This window comes from Streptomyces sp. NPDC001728, from assembly GCF_040297565.1.
Taxonomy (GTDB): domain Bacteria; phylum Actinomycetota; class Actinomycetes; order Streptomycetales; family Streptomycetaceae; genus Streptomyces.
Genome location: NZ_JBEOZK010000002.1, coordinates 376,217 through 395,520 on the forward strand (window position 1 = coordinate 376,217; position 19,304 = coordinate 395,520).

The window sequence follows — 19,304 nt, forward strand, 5'->3', positions numbered from 1 at the left end:
CTCGACGGGGGCCCGCGCTACCGCCCTCCCGGCGTCCTTACCGGGGCACCTCCCTCCGGTTCGGTACCGGGATCGCTCCTTCACCCCCCGTACACCCAACTCCCCCTGGAATGTGGGTTTCCGCAAGCACGCTGCCCGCGTGAGACGCATCCTGGGAATCGTCCTGGCCGTCCTGCTCCTGGGCGGCGTGGCCGCCGTCCTCGTGACGGGCGGCGAGAAGGACACGGGCACGGCAACGAAGACCGTGCGAGGAGTCATCGGATCGGAGAAGGCCGAGTTCTTCGCCGATCCACAGGTGGTGAAGGCCCTGGCCGCGAAGGGCTTCACCGTGGGCACCGAGACCTCCGGGTCCTGGGACATGGAGGAACTGCCCCTCGACGGCTACGACTTCGCCTTCCCGTCCTCCAAGGGACCGGCCGACGAACTCCGCGCGAAGGCGAAGACCAAGGACAAGGCGGCGACCGCCCCGCTCCGTCCCTTCTACTCGCCGCTCGTCGTCGTCGCGCACAGCGCCGCCGCCCGGGTCCTCGCCGGCAACGGCCTGGCGACCCTCGGCCCGCGCGGCACGAGCGGCATCCTGAAGATGGACGCCTACCTCGCGGCGGCCCGCGCCGACCGGAGCTGGCAGCAGCTCAAGGGCTCCGCCGGGCACGCCGAGCTGAGCGGCACCCTCTTCATCACCTCCACCGATCCGGTCGCCTCCAGCTCCGGCGCCCTCTACCTCGCCGCCGCGAGCTATGTCGCCGACGGCGGACGGGTCGCGGGCGACAAGGCCGCGGTCACCCGCACGGCCCCGCTGCTGCGCAAGCTGGTCCAGGTGCAGGGCGCCCAGCAGTCCAGCTCCGACGCCCCCTTCCGGGACTTCGTGAGCGGCGTCGGCAACCCGCTCGTCCTCGTCTACGAGTCCCAGGTCGCCGCCCAGCTGCTCGCCGGCCAGCCGATGGGCGACCTCGTCGTCCTCTACCCGGACACCACGGTCAACAGCGACCACACGCTCGTCCCGCTCACGGAGAACGGCCGGGCCCTCGGCCGGCTCCTCTCCGACGACCCCGAGCTGCGCGGGCTCGCGGTCCGTCACGGCTTCCGGCCGCAGGGCACGGCGAGCGAGTTCACCGCCGCCACCGAGGGCCACACCGCCTACCTCAACCAGACGCTGACCGGAGTCCGCCAGGCGCCCGTGCCCACCAGCAAGGTGCTGCACGAGATGGCCCTGCGGGCCCGCGACCAGGGGGACACCGCATGAGCACGCCCGAGGATCCGAGAAGAACGATGGCCCTGACCCCGCCCGAGCACGACACCCCGCTCGTCCTCACCCCGCCCGAGCCGGTCCCCGTCGTCCGCGCCGAGCAGGCCTCCGGCCTGGTGCCGCTGGACGAGGCGACCCGTACGGAGATGACCCGGCGGGCCGGCGAGTACGTCGGCTCGCTGTCCGGACTCGACCCGCGCTCCCCCGAGTTCGCAGGACGGATCAGCGAGATCGCCGCGCTCGGCGCGGGCGAGATGCGCACCGCCGCGCAGCAGTCGAACCGCATGCTCGACCGTACGGTCCGCTCGCTCGGCTCCGGCGCCTCCGGCGGCGACGCCCAGGCCCGCGTCGGCTCCTCCCTGGTCGAACTCCGGCGCACGGTCGAGGACCTGGACCCCCGGGACACCCCGGGCAAGGGGCTCAAGGGCTTCCTCTCGAAGCTGCCCGGCGGCAACAAGCTGCGCGATCACGTCGCCAAGTACGCCTCCTCGCAGACCACTCTGAACCGGATCGTCGGTTCCCTGCGCAGCGGACAGGACGAACTGAGCCGCGACAACGCCGCGTTGCTGACAGAGCGGGCCCGCCTCTGGGAGACCATGGGCAAGCTCCAGGAGTACGCGGTGCTCACCGACGCCCTCGACGCGGCCGTGGAGCAGCGCATCGCCGCCACGCCCGACCCGGGCCAGGCGGACGCCCTCCGCGCCGATGTCCTCTTCCCGGTCCGGCAGAAGCACCAGGACCTGCTGACCCAGCTCGCCGTCTGCGCCCAGGGGTACCTGGCGATGGACGTGGTCCGCCGGAACAACGACGAACTGATCAAGGGTGTGGACCGGGCGGCGACGACGACCCTCTCGGCGCTGCGGATCGCGGTGATGCTGGCCTCCGCGCTGGAGAACCAGCGGAAGGTCACCGAGCAGGTGACCGAACTGCGCTCGACGACCGAGCGGCTGATCCTCGGCAACGCCGAGATGATCTCCCAGCAGGCCGGCGAGATCCAGATGCTGGCGGCGAACCCGGCGGTGGGCGCGGAGACGCTCCGCACCGCCTTCCAGCAGATCTACCGGACGCTCGACGCCATCGACACGTACAAGGTGCGGGCGACGGAGTCGATGGCGGCGACGGTCGAGTCGCTGTCCGCCGAACTCCAGGAGGCGAGCGCCCATCTGGCCCGCAGCCGCCGCGACAGCGCACTGGAAGGCGGCGGCCCCGCATGAGGACCCACGCCCCCGAGACGACCCCGACCCGCACCCCCGGGAAGACCCGCACCCGCGCCCTCCCCCGGCTCCTCGCCGGGATCGCCCTCGCCCTGCTCGTCACCGCCACCGGCAGCGCGTGCGGCACCGTCGGCAACAGCGTCGGAGGGTCGAGCGGCGGCCGGACCGACGGGCCGGACCAGGCGTTCGTCCCCGGCACGCTGCGGGTCCTCGCCTCCTCCGAGCTGGCGGACATGGCCCCGGTCCTCGAAGACGCCCGCAAGGCGACCGGCGTGACCGTCCGGCCCACCTACGCCGGCACCCTGGACGCCGTCGAGCAGATCACGTCCGGCGCGGCGGAGAAGTCGTACGACGCGATCTGGCTCTCCTCCAACGACTATCTGCGGCTCCGCCCGGACACCGCCCGGCGGATCACCGGCGAGACGCCGATCATGACCTCGCCGGTGGCCCTCGGCGTACGGCCCGAGGCGGTGGCCCGGCTCGGCTGGGACCCGGCGAAGGTCACCTGGTCGCAGCTGCACCAGGCGGTCGCGGCCGGGAGGCTGACGTACGGCATGACCGACCCGAAGCGCTCCAACTCCGGTTTCTCCGCGCTCGTCTCGGTGGCCTCGGGCCTCTCCGGTGCCCAGTCGGCGCTGACCGAGAAGGACGTCACCGCGGCCACCCCCCGGCTGAAGGAGTTCTTCGCGGGCCAGAAGCTGACCTCGGGCTCCTCCGGCTGGCTGGCCACCGCGTACGCCCGCCGCACCGATGTCGACGCGCTGGTCAACTACGAGTCGGTGCTGCTCTCGGCGCCCGGGAAGCTGACCGTGATCCGGCCGTCCGACGGTGTCGTGACCGCCGACTACCCGCTCACCCTGCTGACCTCGGCCCGCCCGGACGCGAAGGCGGCGGCCGGGAAGCTCACCACGTATCTGCGCACCCCGGAGGCCCAGCGGCGGATCACCGACACGACGCTGCGGCGGCCGGTGGTCGTCGGGGTCGCGCCGTCCGCGCGGCTGGCCGAGGACCAGCGGCGCGAACTGCCCTTCCCCGGCAGCCGGAAGGTGGCGGACGGGCTGCTCGACGCGTACGACAACACCCTGCGCAGGCCTTCGCGGACGGTGTACGTGCTGGACACCTCCGGTTCCATGCGCGGCGAGCGGCTGGAGCGGCTGAAGACGGCCCTGGTCGAGCTGACGGAGGACTTCCGGGACCGGGAGGAGGTCACGCTGATGCCGTTCGGCTCCGCGGTGAAGCAGGGCGAGGTGCGGACCCACACGGTCGACCCGGCCTCGCCGCGGGCGGCGCTCGACGCGATCAGGTCCGACGCCCGGAAGCTCACGGCCTCCGGCGGCACCGCGGTCTACTCCAGCCTCCAGGAGGCGTACCGCTTCCTGGGGAAGAGCCCGGCCGACACCTTCACCTCCGTCGTGCTGATGACGGACGGGGAGAACACCGACGGCGATCCGGCCGCCGCATTCGACACCTTCTACGGTTCCCTGCCGGCCGGGCAGAAGCACACCCCGGTCTTCCCGATCCTCTTCGGGGACTCCGACCGGGGCGAGCTCGACCACATCGCGGGTCTGACCGGCGGAAAGCTCTTCGACGCCACCAAGGGTTCGCTGGACGGGGCCTTCGAGGAGATCCGTGGCTACCAGTAGGGGGTTCTTCGTGCGGCTGGTCCGCTACGCCGAGTCCCGCAAGAACCTGACCGGCAGCGTCTGCGGTCTGGCCGGCGTCGGCATCACCCTCACCGGGGCCGCCGGCTCCCTCTGGCCGCTGGTGGTCGCGGGCCTCTACGCGGCGGGGGCGCTGATCGCCCCGCCCGAGCGTCCTGACACCCCGCACTTCCCGGGCGCGGGCGAGCAGCTGGAGGCGCTGCGGGCGGACTTCGCGACCCTGCGGACGTATCTGGCGGAGGTCGAGCTGCCGCCCGCCACCCGCGAGCGCCTCGACTCCTTCGAGTCCCTCGTCGAGGCACTGCTCGAACCGGGCTGGGTGAGCGACCCGGACCATCTGCACGTGCTGGCCCGCGCGGTGCGGCAGGACGTGCCGGAGGCCGTCGACACCTTCGTACGGACCCGGTGGTGGTCCCGGTTCCATCCGGGTACCGAGGCGCCGGAGAGCCACCTCGAACGCCAGCTGGCCGCACTCCACGAGGAGGCGACGGCCATCGCCGGCGCCCTCAGGGACGCGGAGGCGATCCGGCAGGAGATCCATACGCGGTACGTGGAGGAGCGGGGCAACTGATCCATTATGTTCCGCACATGACATCTCCGGATCGTTTCGCGTCCCGCCGTACCGTCCTCACCGCCCTGGCGGCGGCGGCCACGGCGGGCGGCCCGCTCCTCGCCCAGCTCGCCACCGCCGCCCCCGCCTACGCGGCAGACGTCGAGTACCCCTCCAACACCGCGCTCTACCAGGAACTGGCAGGCCAGGAGGGCACCACGTTCAGCCGCCGGTCCCGGCGCCACGAGCAGTTCGACACCTCGATGACCACCGTCGCCCCCGTCCGGCGCACCGCGATCCTCGCGCTGCACGGCGGCGGCATCGAGATCGGCACCAGCGAACTCTGTCTGGGGATCGCCGGCTACAGCCCGAGCGACCCCGCGGGCGCCCCGGTCCTCCCGGGCGTGCACGACTACTGGATGTTCGAGGGGCTGCTGTCCTCCGGCAACAAGGCGCTGCACGTCACCTCGAAGAACTGCGACGACCACGTCGCCGTGTCGACGGCGGCGAGCCATCTCAACGTGCTCAGCCTGCACGGCTGCACCTTCGACCAGCTGGCGCTGCCCACCACCTCCTACCCGCCGGCCGGTGACCGCCGGGTCGCGGTCGTCGGCGGGCTCAACGCCACCCTCCGGCAGGAACTGGTGAAGGAGCTGAACGCCGCCGGCTTCCCCGCCATCGACTCGCTGGCCCCCGCGTGGGCGTCCCGGCTCACCGAGTTCAACGGCGACCACCCCGCCAACCCGTGCAACCGGACGATGCTCGCCAAGGGCGGTCAGCTGGAGCTCACCACCGAGCTGCGCAAGAGCCTCTTCACGGACCCCGACAGCCGTGGCGGCCGGGCGAGCACCTGGAACGGCGAGTTCGTGAAGTTCCGCGACGCCTGCCGCCGGGCGATCACGACCGTGGAGGCCGGCCAGCCGGTCCTGTGACCGGAGACGCCGGCGGACATGCGCCGGCCCCCGGAGCCTGAGGGGGCTCCGGGGGCCGGATGCGTCGTGGTGGGCCGTCGTGACCCCACTGGTCAGGGCGGAATGTCGGGGCAACCCACCACGAGTGCGTGGTGCGGGATCAGCCCAGGCGCTCGACGAGCGCGCGGTACTGGTCCCACAGCTCCTTCGGCGTGTGGTCGCCGAAGGTGTTCAGGTGGTCGGGGACGAGGGCGGCCTCTTCGCGCCACACGTCACGGTCCACCTTGAGGAGGAACTCCAGGTCCTCGGCCGGCAGGTCCAGGCCGTCGGTGTCGAGGGACTCGGCGGTCGGCAGGATGCCGATCGGGGTCTCGACGCCCTCGGCCTTGCCGTCGAGGCGCTCGACGATCCACTTCAGGACGCGGCTGTTCTCGCCGAAGCCGGGCCAGACGAACTTGCCCGCGTCGTTCTTGCGGAACCAGTTCACGTAGTAGATCTTCGGCAGCTTCGCGGCGTCCGCCTGAGCGCCCACCTTGACCCAGTGGGCCATGTAGTCGCCCATGTTGTAGCCGCAGAACGGCAGCATGGCGAAGGGGTCGCGGCGCAGCTCGCCGACCTTGCCCTCGGCGGCGGCGGTCTTCTCGGAGGCGACGTTCGCGCCGAGGAAGACACCGTGGTTCCAGTCGAAGGACTCGGTGACCAGCGGGACGGCGGAGGCGCGGCGGCCACCGAAGAGGATCGCCGAGATCGGCACGCCCTTCGGGTCCTCCCACTCCGGCGCGATGATCGGGCACTGCCCGGCCGGCACGGTGAAGCGGGCGTTGGGGTGCGCGGCGGGCGTGTCGGACGCGGGCGTCCAGTCGTTGCCCTTCCAGTCCGTGAGGTGCGCGGGGGCCGTCTCGGTCATCCCCTCCCACCACACGTCGCCGTCGTCCGTGAGGGCGACGTTGGTGAAGACGGAGTTGCCCCACATGGTCTTCATGGCGTTGGCGTTGGTGTGCTCGCCGGTGCCGGGCGCGACGCCGAAGAAGCCGGCCTCGGGGTTGATCGCGTAGAGGCGGCCGTCCTCGCCGAAGCGCATCCAGGCGATGTCGTCGCCGATGGTCTCGACGGTCCAGCCGGAGATCGTGGGCTCCAGCATGGCCAGGTTCGTCTTGCCACAGGCCGACGGGAAGGCGGCGGCGACGTACTTCGCCTCACCCTCCGGCGGGGTCAGCTTGAGGATCAGCATGTGCTCGGCGAGCCAGCCCTCGTCACGGGCCATGACGGAGGCGATGCGGAGCGCGTAGCACTTCTTGCCGAGCAGGGCGTTGCCGCCGTAGCCGGAGCCGTACGACCAGATCTCGCGGCTCTCGGGGAAGTGCGAGATGTACTTGGTGGTGTTGCAGGGCCACGGCACGTCGGCCTCGCCCTCGGCCAGCGGGGCGCCGAGGGTGTGGACGGCCTTGACGAAGAAGCCGTCGGTGCCGAGCTCGTCGAGGACGGCCTGTCCCATGCGGGTCATGGTGCGCATGGAGACGGCGACGTACGCGGAGTCGGTGATCTCGACGCCGATGGCGGAGAGCGGGGAGCCGACCGGGCCCATGCAGAAGGGCACGACGTACATGGTGCGGCCGCGCATGGAGCCGCGGAAGATGCCCTTCTCCCCCGCGAAGAGCTCCTTCATCTCGGCCGGGGCCTTCCAGTGGTTGGTCGGGCCCGCGTCCTCCTCCTTCTCGGAGCAGATGAAGGTCCGGTCCTCGACGCGCGCGACGTCGGACGGGTCGGAGGCGGCGTAGTACGAGTTGGGGCGCTTGGCCGGGTCGAGCTTCTTGAAGGTGCCCTTGGCGACGAGCTCCTCGCACAGGCGCTCGTACTCGGCCTCGGAACCGTCGCACCAGACGATGCTGTCCGGCTGGGTGATCTCGGCGATCTCGTTCACCCAGGAGACGAGGCCCTGGTGCTGGGTCGGAAGGGTCTGGGGAGCCGCGTTGTCGCGCGCCACGATTGCTCCTTGTAGAGGGGTTTTTTGGTGTGTGCCCCGTGGGGGCCGCGACCCGGACGCTTCGTAGCTGCTCATCCGGTGCCGACCGCACTCATTTGATCATCCGACGGAAACGCCCATATGTCCAGGGGGGTGCACACGTGAGCATCGCCACTCATATCCACGACCTACGGGGGCGTAGGTACGATTCGTTTCCATGACTGCAGCCACGCCGGAAGTGACCCCGATCGCGCAGCCCCCGGTCGATGAAACCGCGTCGCTCCCGCCGAAACCCCGGCTCAGAGGCTGGCTGCACGCGGGCATGTTCCCCGCCGTGATCGTCGCGGGCCTCGTCCTCGTCGCCCTCTCCGACTCGCCGCGCGCCCGTATCGCCTGCGGGATCTACGTACTGACCGCCTGCCTGCTCTTCGGCATCAGCGCGCTGTACCACCGCGGCAACTGGGGCCCGCGCGGCGAGGCCGTGCTCCGGCGCCTCGACCACGCCAACATCTTCCTGATCATCGCGGGCACCTACACCCCGCTCACCCTGCTCCTGCTCCCCGACTCCACCGCCAAGCCACTCATGTGGGCGGTCTGGGCGGCGGCCACCGCCGGCATCGCCTTCCGGGTGTTCTGGGTCGGCGCCCCTCGCTGGCTGTACACGCCCTGCTACATCGCGATGGGCTGGGCCGCCGTCTTCTTCCTCCCGGACTTCATGCGGACCGGCGGCATCGCCGTCCTGGTCCTCGTCGTCGTCGGCGGACTGCTCTACAGCGCGGGCGGCGTCATCTACGGCATCAAGCGCCCGAACCCCTCACCCCGCTGGTTCGGCTTCCACGAGGTCTTCCACTCGCTGACCCTGGCCGCGTTCATCGTCCACTACGTCGGCATCTCCCTGGTCGCCTACCAGCACGCCTGAGCCTCGCGGACCCGGCCCTCGCGGACCCGGCCCTCACAGGCCGGCCGGCGGCCCCAGCGCCCTCCTGAGCACCCGCGCCGACTCCGGATTGTCGCCGCACCCCCACACTCCGTGCGGGCAGTAGTCGGTGACCGTCTGGTACGCCGGCCGGTGGGCCGCGAACCAGTCGAGCATCCCCCGTACGTACGCCGGGTTGTCGCCGTTCCTGAACAGCCCCCACTCCGGGTACGAGACCGGCTTGCCGTGCGCCGCCGCGAAGCGCACATGGTGTTCGAGCCCGTACTCCTCCGTCACCTGCTCCTCGAAGGAGAGCCCCGCGGGCTGGTCGTACGCGTCCATCCCGATGATGTCGACGACGTCGTCCCCGGGATAGCAGAGCGGCCACACCACTGCGTCCCGCCCCCGGCTCGGCGTGAAGTCGAAGCGGAACCGCTGCCCGGGCACCCCCCGCAGCACCCCGACCACCCGCCGCCAGTACGCCTTCCAGGCCACCGGGTCCGGTCCGCAGCGATGGCTGTACGTGGTGCCGTTCATCTCCCAGCCGAGCACCAGGACCGCGTCCCCGAGGCCGTGCTCCACCAGCCGCTCCCCCAGAACCCGGAAGTGCCGGTCGAAGGCGCCCGCCGCGCCGCCTCGCAGCCCCGTCCGCACCTCGGCGTCCGCCGGCCCCTCCTCGCTGCGGTCGAGCAGCGGCACGTTCAGCACGAAGAGCCGTCCGGGCCGCTCCCGCTTCCACCGCGCCCAGGGCTCGAAGAGCGCGGGATGGCCCTCGATGTTGGACCAGCGGTCACCCGGCAGATAGGTGTGCCCGACAGTGAGGGAATCGCCGCCGAGCCAGGCCTGCGCCCCCGCGATCCGGCGCACCCCGGCCTCGTCGGACCCGGTGAAGAACCCCGAGGGGACACCGGGCAGCGGCTGCGGGTCCGGTTCGGTCCTGGCGCCGCCGGTGTGCCGGTCTCCGGGCGCGATCCGGTCGGGGACCAGCAGGAACACCAGAACGGCCGCGAGCAGCACGGTGAGTGCGGCCCGCGGCCGGGAGAGGGGGCGGGGCACGTCAGCCGGTCCAGAAGTCCCACCAGCGGGTCAGGATCAGCATCCCGATGATCCCGATGTGCAGGACGGGCGGGGCGAAGGCGAACTCGCCGAGGAAGGTCCGCAGTCCCGCCGGCGCGGGGATCAGCCCGGTGCGGACGTTGTGCGCGGTCACGTACCAGAACATGACGATGGTGGCCGTCCAGGCCAGGCAGCACCAGAGGCAGAGCGAGTTGATCTCGTACAGCGACTGGTACATCAGCCAGGTGCAGAAGCCGACGCCGAAGAGCATCCCGGCGTTGAGGCCGAGCCAGAGCCAGCCGCGGTAGCGGGCGCCGGCGAGCAGCCCGGCCCCGAGGGCGACGACGACGGCGTACGTGACGAGGCCGAGCATCGGGTTCGGGAAGCCGAACACCGCCGCCTGCTCGCTCTTCATGATGTTGCCGCAGGAGACCACGGGGTTGAGGCTGCACCCGGGCTGGAAGCCGGGATCCTCCAGCAGGAGGAACTTGTCGATGGTGATCACCCAGCCGGACAGCACGCCCGCCGCCCCGGTGATCATCAGCATCCAGGCGAAGGCCCGGCTCGCGCCGACCGGCCCGCTGTCCTCCCGTACGGACCGGTCCTCCTGCCGCTGCCCGGGTACCCCTTCGCGTACGTTCACCGTCGCCATGCCGCGCTCCCTTCCCGCTCGGTTCCCGCCCTCAGCCCTGGAGGCGGCGGACCGGCAGCAGGACGTGGGCGCTGTCCGCGAGCATCTCCTCGTCGGAGACGAAGGCCCGCAGCCGCTCCTCGTCGACGGGCTTCCCGGGGACGCCCTCGGACCAGGGCCGCACGGAGCAGATGAGGTAGACCCCCCGCTCGGCCTCGCGGGCGGCCTTCTGCCACTCGTCGGGCACCGGGCACTGCACCTTGAGGAAGGGCAGGGTCAGGACGGCGGAGCCGCCCTCGACGAGCAGGGAGGCGTTGATCCCGGCGTCCCTGCCCAGGTCGAAGAGCCGGTCGCCGACGGACAGGCCCATGGATTCCAGGGCCGCCCGCATGGCCTGCTGACCGGCCTCCGGCCCGTCCCGGCCGTCGCCGAGCGAGTACGCCATGAGGAAAGGCGTACCGGCCGATTCGGCGGAGGGCTCGCTGGACCACGGAATCACCGTGAGAGTTCCCAGCGGAGAGGCGCTGCGCGCCGAGGAAACGACGTTGGAAGTGGTCATGAATCCGGATGCTAATGCTCCAACCGCCCTTTTCCCGCCCCGCTTTCACTCGAACGGCCGACATTCACGCCGCTGGCATTTCCGCCGCAACGAACCCGGGGGTTCATCGTTGTGCCCTGAGGGCTCTCCCTGCCTGCGGCGGGGGAACCCCCAGCCGACCCCGAGGAGATCACCCATGATCGTCCCGCGCCGCGTCGTACTGCGGTCCCTCTTCGCCGTGGCCGTCACCGCTTTCACGGGGGGTGCGCTCGGCCGCATCACGTCCCGGCCGCCGTCCGGGAACCGCGCGGAGCGTCCCCGCGACCCCCACGCCTTCGACGAGATGTACCGGGGCCGCCGCATCCTCGGCTTCTCCGGCCCCGAGGGCACACCGACGGCCCTCGTCGACGGCCGGCCGCTGCATCTGATGCGCTGTGCCGACGGCGGCTACGTCACCCCGATCGACCACTACGAGTCGTGTCCGACACCGCTGGCCGCCACCCGTGCGGCCGTGGACGAGCTGGGTACGGCCCCGCTCTCCCCGCTCGCCGGCGCCCACGGTGTCCACACCGACCCGACGGGAGGGAGCCCGCGTGGTGTACACGCGTAAGAACCAGCGCGATCTGACGGCCGCCGAGCGGCGCAAGTTCGTCGCCGCCGTCCTGGAGCTGAAACGCACCGGCGCGTACGACCGTTTCGTCCGCACCCACATCGACTACTACACCTCGGACGGCGAGGGGCGGCTCCGCGTCGCCCATATGACGCCGAGCTTCCTGCCCTGGCACCGGAAGTTCCTGCTGGACTTCGAGACGGCCCTGCGCCGGCTCGACCCGACGGTCTCCGTGCCGTACTGGGACTGGACCCGCGACAACACCCCGGCGTCCTCCCTCTGGCGCGAGGACTTCCTCGGCGGCAACGGCCGGCGCGCCGACCTCCAGGTGATGACGGGGCCCTTCGCGCACTCCTCCGGACGCTGGGACATCACCCAGGCGATGACCGAGGACCGCTTCCTGACCAGGGACTTCGGCCGCCCCCGCGACCCGATCGCGCTCCCCACCTCGGCCCAGCTCGACGAGGTGATGCGGGAGCGGGCGTACGACACGGCGCCCTGGAACTCGACGAGCGCCTCCGGCTTCCGCAACCGCCTCGAAGGCTGGGCGCCGGGCCGGGGCAACGAGCGGTTCCGCGTCCACAACCGGGTGCACCGCTGGGTGGGCGGTCTGATGCTGGGCGGCGGCTCCGTGAACGACCCGGTGTTCTGGCTGCACCACTCCTTCGTCGACCTGGTGTGGTCGCGGTGGCAGCAGCGCAACCCGGGGGCCGCGTACCTCCCCGCCGAGCCGCCTCCGCCGGGCGACTCCCAGTACCGCAAGGTCGTCTCCCGGCACCAGCCGATGGCGCCCTTCGGGGTCACGCCGGCGTCGATGCTCGACCACAGCCGGATCTACCGGTACGCCTGACGTCCGGCTCCGGACGCACGTGTCCCCCCGGCCCGACGGGCCGGGGGGACACGTGTGATGCGGGGGATCAGCCGCCGTAGCCGCCGTCACCCTTGTCGTGGCCACCGTCGGCGTTGACGCAGGTGTTGCCGAAGGCCGGGTTCAGCAGACCGATCACGTTGACGGTGTTGCCGCAGAGGTTGACCGGGACGTGGACCGGGACCTGGACGACGTTGCCGGAGGCGACACCGGGCGAGTGAGCGGCGACGGCCTCGGCGCCCGAGTCGGCGACGGCCAGGCCGGCTCCGCTGAGGGCAACGGCACCCGTGCCGGCGAGAACAGCGGCAGCCTTCGCGATGCGAGACATCAAAAACTCCTTGGACGTGGAAGGCGACCGCAGGGATCACGGCCGTCGAACCCGTTCAACGCCGGGCGGGCGGGCGGGTCACGGGCATTGGGCCGAAAGAGAAGAGGAAAACCCGAAAAGAATGGCCCGCGGTCCGATTTCGCCCCCGCCGCCGGATACGGCGGAGCGACGTCGGACCGCGGGCCGCGGCCATGCGACAAGCCTTCCCGTGCAACGAACGAAATCCCTTGGGGTGGCGGGGAAGAATCGTGTCTTCACTCGCCTGGTTCCGATCAGTACGAATGACCGAATAACTCCTGTCGGGGTCAGTGCGCCCCGGGGGCCAGGCCGAGCTGGGAGTCCAGGGCGCCGCTGACCATCGGGGGGAGCAGGCCGACCCGGGGCTTCGCGAGGTCCGGCAGTCCGGCGAGGCCGTTGCCCGTGGGCGCGGTCACCGGGGTGCCGAGGACGGCGCCCGGGGTGGCCGCCGCCATCTCCGAGTACGGGGTGGCGAACAGGGCATGGCCGGGCTCGCTGTCCCTCAGGAGCTCGGGCAGCGGGGCGTCGACCACCGTCGCGGGAAGGGTGCCGGTGAGCGGCACGCTGGGCAGCGCGACGTCGGGCAGCGAACCGACGCCCTTCTGGAAACCGGTCGGCGCGCCGGGCATCGGCACCGGGACGCCGGTGGCCACCGTGGGGGCATCCATCGGAAGCACCGGATCGAGGCCCTGGAGGGGGATGATCACCGGCGCCTCGACGGCCGCGGCCGTGGAGACCAGGGCGGCGGAGGCAAGTGCGGTCATGAGGAGTCCCATGCCGGCGTGAGAGCGCAGATTCATGTTCTGACAACGAGACCTTCGGTGGAACGTGGCGGAACTCCCCCGTGTGCAGCAACGGGCGAGGCCCTCACCGGTGACGGTGAGGGCCTCGGTTGACGCTTCGTCGGCCGGGGCCGTACGAGGTCAGTGGCGGCGGGCGATCCGGCCGCCGCGGAGGCGGACGACGGTGCCGCCGATGATCAGCGCGGCACTGATCGCCGCCGCGCCCCAGAGCGCGGGGTCGCTACCGGTGTCGGGGAGGTGCGGGTGCCCGGGGACGCTGGGCGTGCTGGTCGGCTCGCAGCCGGGCTCCGGCTCCTCGCCGGGGGCGGGAGTCTCGCAGTCGGGCTCGCCCGGGTGGGTCGGAGGAGTCGTCGGCGGGTGCGTGGGAGGCGTCGTCGGCGGCGTGGTGGGCGGAGTGGTCGGCGGGTGCGTGGGAGGCGTCGTCGGCGGATGCGTCGGCGGCGTGGTGGGCGGAGTGGTCGGAGGATGCGTCGGAGGCGTCGTCGGCGGATGCGTCGGTTCACCCGGTTCGTCGCCGTAACCGCCGGGTTCCTCCGCGTGGGCGCAGAGGTCGCCGACGGCCGCGGTGACGAACTCGCCGAGGTCCATGCCCGTGCCGCAGACGTCCGCGGGCAGCTGGGCCCGTGCGTGACCAGCGGAAGCGGAGCCGGGCCCGTCGCCCGTGGCCGGGTGGGAGTTCGCGGCCAGGGCGAATCCGCCGCTCAGCGACAGGATGCCCGTCGCTGCCGCCGCGGTGAGTACTTTCCTGCTGGTGATCGACCGCATACCGCTCTTCCTCTGGACAAAGGGAGAGGCCGGCGAGGATCCCCCCTCGCTCCGCCCGGCCTGTTCCACGCAGACGTTCGCGTGGGACTGGCCAGAGGGTATGGGCGGGCACATCCGCCATCGCGGGGGCAACACGGCAGCTGATCAGAAAATCATTCGATCAGCCGACCGTGAGGAACGGTCACCCGAAAGGTGCCGTAAGTGCCCGCAGGAGCAGTTGTGCTGAGAGGACGTCAGCCGCCGAGCGGCAGGCCGCCGGGGACCGGGAGGCCACCGAGCAGCGGGGCGCCCTTGGCGGTCTGGTTCAGCTGGGTGGTGGCGTCCGTGACGGTCTTCACCGGCGAACCGTCCGTGGTGCTGCTCAGCACGTCCGACTTCAGCCCGTTGGCGGCGATCGCCTCCAGACCACCGTTGAGGCTGGTGGGGGTGAGTGCCTCCGTGGCCATGGCGGGGGCGGCGGCACCCAGCGCCATCAGCGAACCGGCGAAGACCGCGGCGACCTTGGTGGGCTTCATGGGGAGAGTCCTTCCTCTGTACTTCAAGTCACGTACGGCACAGGCTTCTTGACCGAATCCCGCGCTTTGTTCTGCTTCTGTAACGAGAGGTGCGCTCCCCGGAAACTCCGGGAGGAGGGATTTCTCGACACTGCACCCGATCGATGGGGCCGGTGCTATTTGCCGACCGCACGCGTGTTCCTTTTCCTTGTGCGTCGGACAACCGCTCTCTCGCGGTGCCTGCGGGTATAGCCCTGCGCGACCGAGGGACTACGGAGCGCCACACCCCCCGTTCGAGTGAATCCACCCTCCCGGCCTGCCCCCCGAAGGGGCGTACGCCGTTGCACCGAACGGCGCACGACGGTGCACCCGAACGAGTACCCCACCAGTCCCGGCAAGGAGAAAGCCGGTGCGCCCGCCCCATGGGGGCGCACCGGCTTCGGAAGGACCGATCAGGCGTGCCAGATCAGGCGTTGACGCAGGTGTTGCCGAAGGCCGGGTTCAGCAGACCGATCACGCTGACCGTGTTGCCGCAGAGGTTGACCGGGATGTGCACCGGGACCTGGACGACGTTGCCGGAGGCGACACCGGGGGACTTCACGGCCGCGGCCTCGGCACCGGCGTCGGCGGCGGCGGCACCGGCGGCACCGGCGACCGCGGCGGCGGCACCCACGGTCAGGACAACGGCCTTGGCGATACGGGACATGGGGAAGTGCTCCTCGATCGAAATTCAACGCGGACTGCGCGGACTGTTCGGCCCGACCCCCTCAACAACGCCCCGGCTTTTCATCGGTTGCTCTCCCGAACGGGTGACGTTCAACCGATCTTTGGGCCATAGGAGGGCCATGGGAGGGACCGGGCGTGGAATGGCGCAACACGCTCAACGAGGAACCGGCCCCGTGGATAGGGGAGTTAGCATTTCCAGGCATCTAATGCGTACTATCGCCCCGCGCCGGGGTTATAACGTTCCCGAACGTTGCTTCCGGGCCCGCCGCGCGTTCACCCATTTCGTGCGGACGACACCTTCCCCTCTCCCGGCGTTCTCGGGTCTTCCCTTCCTTCTCTCATCAAAGCGGAGAACCTGTATGCGGAATTCAGCGGTTCTTGCTGTGCGTCGCAGCGTGTTGTGCGCCCTGTCGTGTGCGGCGTTGTCCGCCGCGCTGCCGGTCGCCTCCGCCGCGGCCCCCCAGCCCCGGGAGGCGAGCCGCGTCCCCTTCGCCGCCCGCTACCAGGCCGTGCAGCACGGTGGGGTCGTGCGCGCCGCCAACTCCTCGGCCCGGGGGGCGAAGGGCACCGAGTCGGTCAACGACGGCGCCACCATCGCGTACGTCGACGTGGACGACGACCCCAACACGTACAACTCCAGCCGCGCCGAGCTCGCCGTGCCGGCGGGCGCCCGGGTCAGCTGGGCCCGTCTCTACTGGGGCGGCAACCTGCGGGTGGGCGAGCAGAAGCCCCCGAAGGACAACGGGCGGGTGCTGATCGCCGAGCCCGGCGGACGGTACAAGGCGCTGCTCGCCGACACCCTCATCGGCCACCGCGCGGCCGAGGGCGCCGACGCCTTCCAGGCCTCCGCCGACGTCACCGACCTGGTCCGCTCCGCCCGTCCGGGCCAGTGGACCGTCGCCCAGGTGAATGTCGCCATGGGCCGCTCGAAGGTCGGCGGCTGGGGCGGCTGGACGCTGGTCGCCGCGTACGAGAAGGCTTCGGAACCGCTGCGCAGGATCGGTGTCTGGGACGGATTCGAAACGGTCGGTCCCAGGACCGGCGAGTTGCGCGTCCCGCTCGACGCGAACCGTTACGCCAAGGCCGCCGCCGGGCGGCTCGGGGTGATCGCCTATGACGGCGACCGCGGTACTACCGGTGATTACCTGGCGGTACGCACGAGCCGCACGAAGAGCACCCGGCTCGCCGATTCCGCCAATTCCGCGGACGACGTGATGAACTCCAGCATCACCGAATTCGGTGCCGCCCGTACGGTCCGTTCTCCCGATCGTACGAACACCATGGGGTACGACTCCGACATCTTCGACCTGCGGGGGGCACTGCGCGACGGGGCCGACCGTGTCCATGTCCGGTTCGGCAGCCGGAAGGACACCGTCTGGCTCGGTGCGCTCTTCTTCCAGGCGGACGTCCGGCGCTGACGTGCGGCCTCCACGAGAATCGGACCCCGCGTCCGTCACCGTCCTGCACGCGGTCCAGCCCGGCGACGGCGGGGTCGCCCGCGTCGTCGTCGACCTGGTCCGCGCCCAGCGCGCCGCCGGCCTCCGGGTCGCCGTCGCCTGCCCGCCCGGCACCTCCCTGTCCGCCGCCGTCCGCGCCGAGGGCGCCGAGACCCACGACTGGCGGGCCGGCCGGAACCCCGGGCCCGGCCTCGTCCGCGAGACCGGTGACCTGGCCCGGCTGATCCGCACGGTCCGGCCCGGACTCGTCCACGCGCACAGCGCCAAGGCCGGGCTCTGCGCCCGACTCGCCCTGCGGGGACGGATTCCGACGGTGTACCAGCCGCACGCCTGGTCGTTCGAGGCGGTCGAGGGAACGACCGCCGCGCTCGCCCGCCGCTGGGAGCGGTTCGGCGCCCGCTGGGCGCACCGGATCCTCTGCGTGAGCGAAGCCGAGCGGCGTACCGGCGAGGCCGCCGGCGTCACGGCGGCCTGGTCCGTCGCGCACAACGGTGTGGACGTCGCCCGGTTCGCGACCGACGGGCCTCCCGGCAATCCCGCGCCCACCGTCGTCTGCGTGGGCCGGCTCTGCCGCCAGAAGGGACAGGACGTGCTGCTCGCCGCCTGGCCCGCCGTACTCGCCGAAGTGCCCACGGCCCGGCTCGTCCTCGTCGGCGAAGGACCCGACGGCGAGCGGCTGCGCGCCGCCGCCGGCCCCTCGGTGCGCTTCACCGGGGCCGTCGACGACACCGCCCCCTGGTACCGGGCCGCCGACGTGGTCGTCCTGCCGTCCCGCTGGGAGGGCATGGCGCTCGCGCCCCTGGAGGCCATGGCGGCCGGCCGGCCGGTCGTCGTCAGCGATGTCGACGGGGCCCGCGAGAGCCTGCCGCCCGCCCATGAACCCCAGTGCCTGGTCCCGCCCGAGGACCCGGCCGCGCTCGCCACCGCTCTCGGCCGCCTCCTCGGCCGGCCGGAGCTGCGGCACCGCCTGGGCCGCGAGGCCCACGAGCACGTACTCAGCAGATTCGATGTCCGGCGCACCGGCGCTGCCGTCGCGGAGGTCTACCGCGAACTGACCGGAGTGCGGGGCACCGAGCACAGAGAGCCGATTGCGCAGTGACCACGGAAAGCACCAGCGTCCCCTCCTCGCCGGGCCCCTGGCCCACGGCGGGCCAGGCCCTCGGCCTCGCCTCCCTCGCGCCGCCCAGCGGCACGACCCACCGGCTCGCGCTGCCGCGCCACCGCCGTGTCCGGCCACGCTCCGGCGTGGCCCCGCTCGCGGCCGTCGACGGTCTGGCCGTCCTCACCGGCGCCATGCTCCTCGGTGCGGCCCACCAAGACGCGCGGCTGCTGCTGCCGGTCCTGGCGCTCGTCCTGGTCCTCGACGGGCACGCCGGGCTCTACCGGCCGGCCGCGCACACCCGGGCCCTCGACGAACTGCCCGCCCTCGCCTCCCGGGCCGGCGTGGTGTGGTGCCTGGCGGCGGCCGGCGCAGCCGCGTACTCCCCCGCCCTGGCCATCGGGCCGCTGCGGCTCTGCGCCGCCTACGGCGTCCATGTCGGTGTCACGGTCCTGGTCAGGGCCCTGCTGCTCGCCCGGCGCCGCCGGATCGCGCGGGCCCACCCGCGCTCGGCGCTCGTCGTCGGCGGTGCGGGGGCCGCGCGCCGGTTCGCCGCCTCGGCCGTCCAGCACCCGGAGTACGGGATGCGGCCGGTCGGCATCGTCGGCGTGCCCGAGCAGGGCGGCCTTCCCCGGCCGGGCGGGGAGGCCGGGCTCCCGGTGCTCGCCACGACCGAGGAGATCCACCGGGCCGTCATCCAGAACACCGTGCGCGACGCGGTGTTCCTCGACGACGACCCGGGACTCGTGGCCCTCTTCCAGAACTACGGCTGCACCACCTGGCGGGCGGGCGGACGGCACCAGGACGGGCCGATGGGCGAGCACATGTGGGGCCACGCCTGGCACCGGATCGTCCCGCTGGAGCAGCGGCGCGGGCGGACCGCCAAGCGCGCGCTCGACCTCGTGTTCACCGCGCCGGCGCTGGCGCTCGCGCTGCCGGTGCTGCTGCTCTGCGCACTCGCCGTACGCCTCTCCGACGGCCCCGGCGTCCTGTTCCGGCAGGAGCGGGTCGGCCAGCACGGGCGCCCCTTCACGCTGTTGAAGTTCCGTACGCTGCGCCCCTCCGACGACACCGAGTCGGCGACCCGCTGGAACGTGGCGGGCGACCGGCGGATGAGCGCGGCCGGGAACTTCCTGCGGAAGACCTCGCTCGACGAGCTCCCGCAGCTGTGGAACGTGCTGCGCGGCGACATGAGCCTGGTCGGGCCCCGGCCCGAACGCCCGCACTTCGTCGCCCAGTTCAGCAAGATCCACGCCGGTTACGCGGCCCGCCACCGGATGCCGGTGGGCCTGACCGGTCTGGCGCAGGTGCACGGGCTGCGCGGCGACACCTCGATCGAGGACCGCTGCCGCTTCGACAACCACTACATCGAACACTGGTCGCTCTGGCAGGACGTCTGCATCCTGCTGCGTACGGCGGCCGGGCTCCTCCGACCCGCGGGGAGCTGAGG

Annotated in this window: 20 protein-coding genes; 11 read left to right on the forward strand and 9 right to left on the reverse strand. The window is 71.9% G+C overall.

Annotated elements, in window-relative coordinates; translation table 11 throughout:
* Nucleotides 1–112 precede the first annotated feature (112 nt).
* The 5 genes from ABT154_RS04610 to ABT154_RS04630 are packed head-to-tail and all read left to right on the forward strand — an operon-like array spanning nucleotide 113 to nucleotide 5,603.
* Nucleotides 113–1,243, forward strand: coding sequence for a hypothetical protein (locus tag ABT154_RS04610; RefSeq protein ID WP_351852739.1), 1,131 nt, complete (start codon nucleotides 113–115; stop codon nucleotides 1,241–1,243).
* A complete protein-coding gene (locus ABT154_RS04615) occupies nucleotides 1,240–2,460 on the forward strand; it encodes a toxic anion resistance protein (protein ID WP_351852741.1) in 1,221 nt (406 codons plus the stop codon). Before ABT154_RS04610 ends, ABT154_RS04615 begins: the two co-directional genes overlap by 4 nt.
* Nucleotides 2,457–4,103: a substrate-binding and vWA domain-containing protein gene (locus ABT154_RS04620; RefSeq protein WP_351852743.1), complete on the forward strand. Its 1,647-nt coding sequence runs from the start codon at nucleotides 2,457–2,459 to the stop codon at nucleotides 4,101–4,103. The genes ABT154_RS04615 and ABT154_RS04620 overlap by 4 nt, the downstream gene beginning before the upstream one ends.
* A complete protein-coding gene (locus ABT154_RS04625; protein ID WP_351852745.1) occupies nucleotides 4,090–4,692 on the forward strand; it encodes a hypothetical protein in 603 nt (200 codons plus the stop codon). The genes ABT154_RS04620 and ABT154_RS04625 overlap by 14 nt, the downstream gene beginning before the upstream one ends.
* A gap of 17 nt (nucleotides 4,693–4,709) precedes the next feature.
* Nucleotides 4,710–5,603, forward strand: coding sequence for a poly-gamma-glutamate hydrolase family protein (locus tag ABT154_RS04630; RefSeq protein ID WP_351852747.1), 894 nt, complete (start codon nucleotides 4,710–4,712; stop codon nucleotides 5,601–5,603).
* A gap of 139 nt (nucleotides 5,604–5,742) precedes the next feature.
* Here the strand turns inward: ABT154_RS04630 and ABT154_RS04635 are convergent, their stop codons facing one another.
* Nucleotides 5,743–7,566 (reverse strand): phosphoenolpyruvate carboxykinase (GTP), encoded by a 1,824-nt coding sequence (locus ABT154_RS04635; protein ID WP_351852749.1) that lies wholly within the window; start codon nucleotides 7,564–7,566, stop codon nucleotides 5,743–5,745.
* A 196-nt stretch (nucleotides 7,567–7,762) separates the two neighbouring features.
* On the opposite strand from ABT154_RS04635, the gene trhA reads away from it, so the two are divergent.
* Entirely contained in the window at nucleotides 7,763–8,464 is a 702-nt protein-coding gene (trhA, locus tag ABT154_RS04640; protein ID WP_351852752.1) for a PAQR family membrane homeostasis protein TrhA, read from the forward strand.
* A gap of 33 nt (nucleotides 8,465–8,497) precedes the next feature.
* Here the strand turns inward: trhA and ABT154_RS04645 are convergent, their stop codons facing one another.
* The 3 genes from ABT154_RS04645 to ABT154_RS04655 are packed head-to-tail and all read right to left on the reverse strand — an operon-like array spanning nucleotide 8,498 to nucleotide 10,707.
* Nucleotides 8,498–9,517, reverse strand: coding sequence for a glycoside hydrolase family 26 protein (locus ABT154_RS04645; RefSeq protein ID WP_351852754.1), 1,020 nt, complete (start codon nucleotides 9,515–9,517; stop codon nucleotides 8,498–8,500).
* A gap of 1 nt (nucleotide 9,518) precedes the next feature.
* Nucleotides 9,519–10,169, reverse strand: a complete 651-nt coding sequence (locus ABT154_RS04650) for a vitamin K epoxide reductase family protein (protein WP_351852755.1) — start codon at nucleotides 10,167–10,169, stop codon at nucleotides 9,519–9,521.
* A gap of 31 nt (nucleotides 10,170–10,200) precedes the next feature.
* The gene (locus ABT154_RS04655) at nucleotides 10,201–10,707 is read right to left on the reverse strand and encodes a DUF5949 family protein (protein WP_351852757.1); all 507 of its coding nucleotides are present in this window, start codon (nucleotides 10,705–10,707) and stop codon (nucleotides 10,201–10,203) included.
* Between the two features lie 175 nt (nucleotides 10,708–10,882).
* Between ABT154_RS04655 and ABT154_RS04660 the strand changes: the two genes are divergently transcribed.
* Both ABT154_RS04660 and ABT154_RS04665 read left to right on the forward strand, forming a co-directional pair.
* A complete protein-coding gene (locus tag ABT154_RS04660) occupies nucleotides 10,883–11,296 on the forward strand; it encodes a tyrosinase family oxidase copper chaperone (RefSeq protein WP_351852760.1) in 414 nt (137 codons plus the stop codon).
* The gene (locus ABT154_RS04665; RefSeq protein ID WP_351852762.1) at nucleotides 11,280–12,146 is read left to right on the forward strand and encodes a tyrosinase family protein; all 867 of its coding nucleotides are present in this window, start codon (nucleotides 11,280–11,282) and stop codon (nucleotides 12,144–12,146) included. The genes ABT154_RS04660 and ABT154_RS04665 overlap by 17 nt, the downstream gene beginning before the upstream one ends.
* Before the next feature lie 67 nt (nucleotides 12,147–12,213).
* On the opposite strand, the gene ABT154_RS04670 is transcribed toward ABT154_RS04665, so the two are convergent.
* The 5 genes from ABT154_RS04670 to ABT154_RS04690 all read right to left on the reverse strand — a co-directional run bounded on the left by ABT154_RS04670 (nucleotide 12,214) and on the right by ABT154_RS04690 (nucleotide 15,278).
* Nucleotides 12,214–12,492 carry a chaplin gene (locus tag ABT154_RS04670; protein ID WP_317875688.1) on the reverse strand — a complete coding sequence of 93 codons (279 nt, stop codon included), beginning with the start codon at nucleotides 12,490–12,492 and terminating at the stop codon, nucleotides 12,214–12,216.
* Nucleotides 12,493–12,797: 305 nt separating this feature from the next.
* Nucleotides 12,798–13,274: a hypothetical protein gene (locus ABT154_RS04675; RefSeq protein WP_351852765.1), complete on the reverse strand. Its 477-nt coding sequence runs from the start codon at nucleotides 13,272–13,274 to the stop codon at nucleotides 12,798–12,800.
* 159 nt (nucleotides 13,275–13,433) lie between these two features.
* Nucleotides 13,434–14,078: a hypothetical protein gene (locus tag ABT154_RS04680; protein ID WP_351852767.1), complete on the reverse strand. Its 645-nt coding sequence runs from the start codon at nucleotides 14,076–14,078 to the stop codon at nucleotides 13,434–13,436.
* 233 nt (nucleotides 14,079–14,311) lie between these two features.
* Nucleotides 14,312–14,593 (reverse strand): hypothetical protein, encoded by a 282-nt coding sequence (locus ABT154_RS04685; RefSeq protein WP_351852769.1) that lies wholly within the window; start codon nucleotides 14,591–14,593, stop codon nucleotides 14,312–14,314.
* Nucleotides 14,594–15,038: 445 nt separating this feature from the next.
* Nucleotides 15,039–15,278 carry a chaplin gene (locus ABT154_RS04690; RefSeq protein ID WP_351852772.1) on the reverse strand — a complete coding sequence of 80 codons (240 nt, stop codon included), beginning with the start codon at nucleotides 15,276–15,278 and terminating at the stop codon, nucleotides 15,039–15,041.
* Nucleotides 15,279–15,720: 442 nt separating this feature from the next.
* On the opposite strand from ABT154_RS04690, the gene ABT154_RS04695 reads away from it, so the two are divergent.
* The 3 genes from ABT154_RS04695 to ABT154_RS04705 are packed head-to-tail and all read left to right on the forward strand — an operon-like array spanning nucleotide 15,721 to nucleotide 19,302.
* Complete coding sequence (locus tag ABT154_RS04695; protein ID WP_351852774.1) at nucleotides 15,721–16,716, forward strand: DUF3344 domain-containing protein; 996 nt, start codon at nucleotides 15,721–15,723, stop codon at nucleotides 16,714–16,716.
* A 1-nt stretch (nucleotide 16,717) separates the two neighbouring features.
* Nucleotides 16,718–17,854 carry a glycosyltransferase gene (locus ABT154_RS04700; RefSeq protein WP_351852776.1) on the forward strand — a complete coding sequence of 379 codons (1,137 nt, stop codon included), beginning with the start codon at nucleotides 16,718–16,720 and terminating at the stop codon, nucleotides 17,852–17,854.
* Nucleotides 17,851–19,302, forward strand: coding sequence for a sugar transferase (locus tag ABT154_RS04705; RefSeq protein ID WP_351852778.1), 1,452 nt, complete (start codon nucleotides 17,851–17,853; stop codon nucleotides 19,300–19,302). The genes ABT154_RS04700 and ABT154_RS04705 overlap by 4 nt, the downstream gene beginning before the upstream one ends.
* The last annotated feature ends 2 nt before the right edge of the window (nucleotides 19,303–19,304 follow it).

Bases quoted from the DNA above. Each gene is read 5' to 3' on its own strand.
- ABT154_RS04670 (WP_317875688.1), bottom strand. From the start codon at position 12,492: ATGTCTCGCATCGCGAAGGCTGCCGCTGTTCTCGCCGGCACGGGTGCC.
- ABT154_RS04650 (WP_351852755.1), bottom strand. From the start codon at position 10,169: ATGGCGACGGTGAACGTACGCGAAGGGGTACCCGGGCAGCGGCAGGAG.
- ABT154_RS04620 (WP_351852743.1), top strand. From the start codon at position 2,457: ATGAGGACCCACGCCCCCGAGACGACCCCGACCCGCACCCCCGGGAAG.
- ABT154_RS04630 (WP_351852747.1), top strand. From the start codon at position 4,710: ATGACATCTCCGGATCGTTTCGCGTCCCGCCGTACCGTCCTCACCGCC.
- ABT154_RS04680 (WP_351852767.1), bottom strand. From the start codon at position 14,078: ATGCGGTCGATCACCAGCAGGAAAGTACTCACCGCGGCGGCAGCGACG.
- ABT154_RS04675 (WP_351852765.1), bottom strand. From the start codon at position 13,274: ATGACCGCACTTGCCTCCGCCGCCCTGGTCTCCACGGCCGCGGCCGTC.
- trhA (WP_351852752.1), top strand. From the start codon at position 7,763: ATGACTGCAGCCACGCCGGAAGTGACCCCGATCGCGCAGCCCCCGGTC.
- ABT154_RS04690 (WP_351852772.1), bottom strand. From the start codon at position 15,278: ATGTCCCGTATCGCCAAGGCCGTTGTCCTGACCGTGGGTGCCGCCGCC.
- ABT154_RS04655 (WP_351852757.1), bottom strand. From the start codon at position 10,707: ATGACCACTTCCAACGTCGTTTCCTCGGCGCGCAGCGCCTCTCCGCTG.
- ABT154_RS04685 (WP_351852769.1), bottom strand. From the start codon at position 14,593: ATGAAGCCCACCAAGGTCGCCGCGGTCTTCGCCGGTTCGCTGATGGCG.
- ABT154_RS04660 (WP_351852760.1), top strand. From the start codon at position 10,883: ATGATCGTCCCGCGCCGCGTCGTACTGCGGTCCCTCTTCGCCGTGGCC.
- ABT154_RS04615 (WP_351852741.1), top strand. From the start codon at position 1,240: ATGAGCACGCCCGAGGATCCGAGAAGAACGATGGCCCTGACCCCGCCC.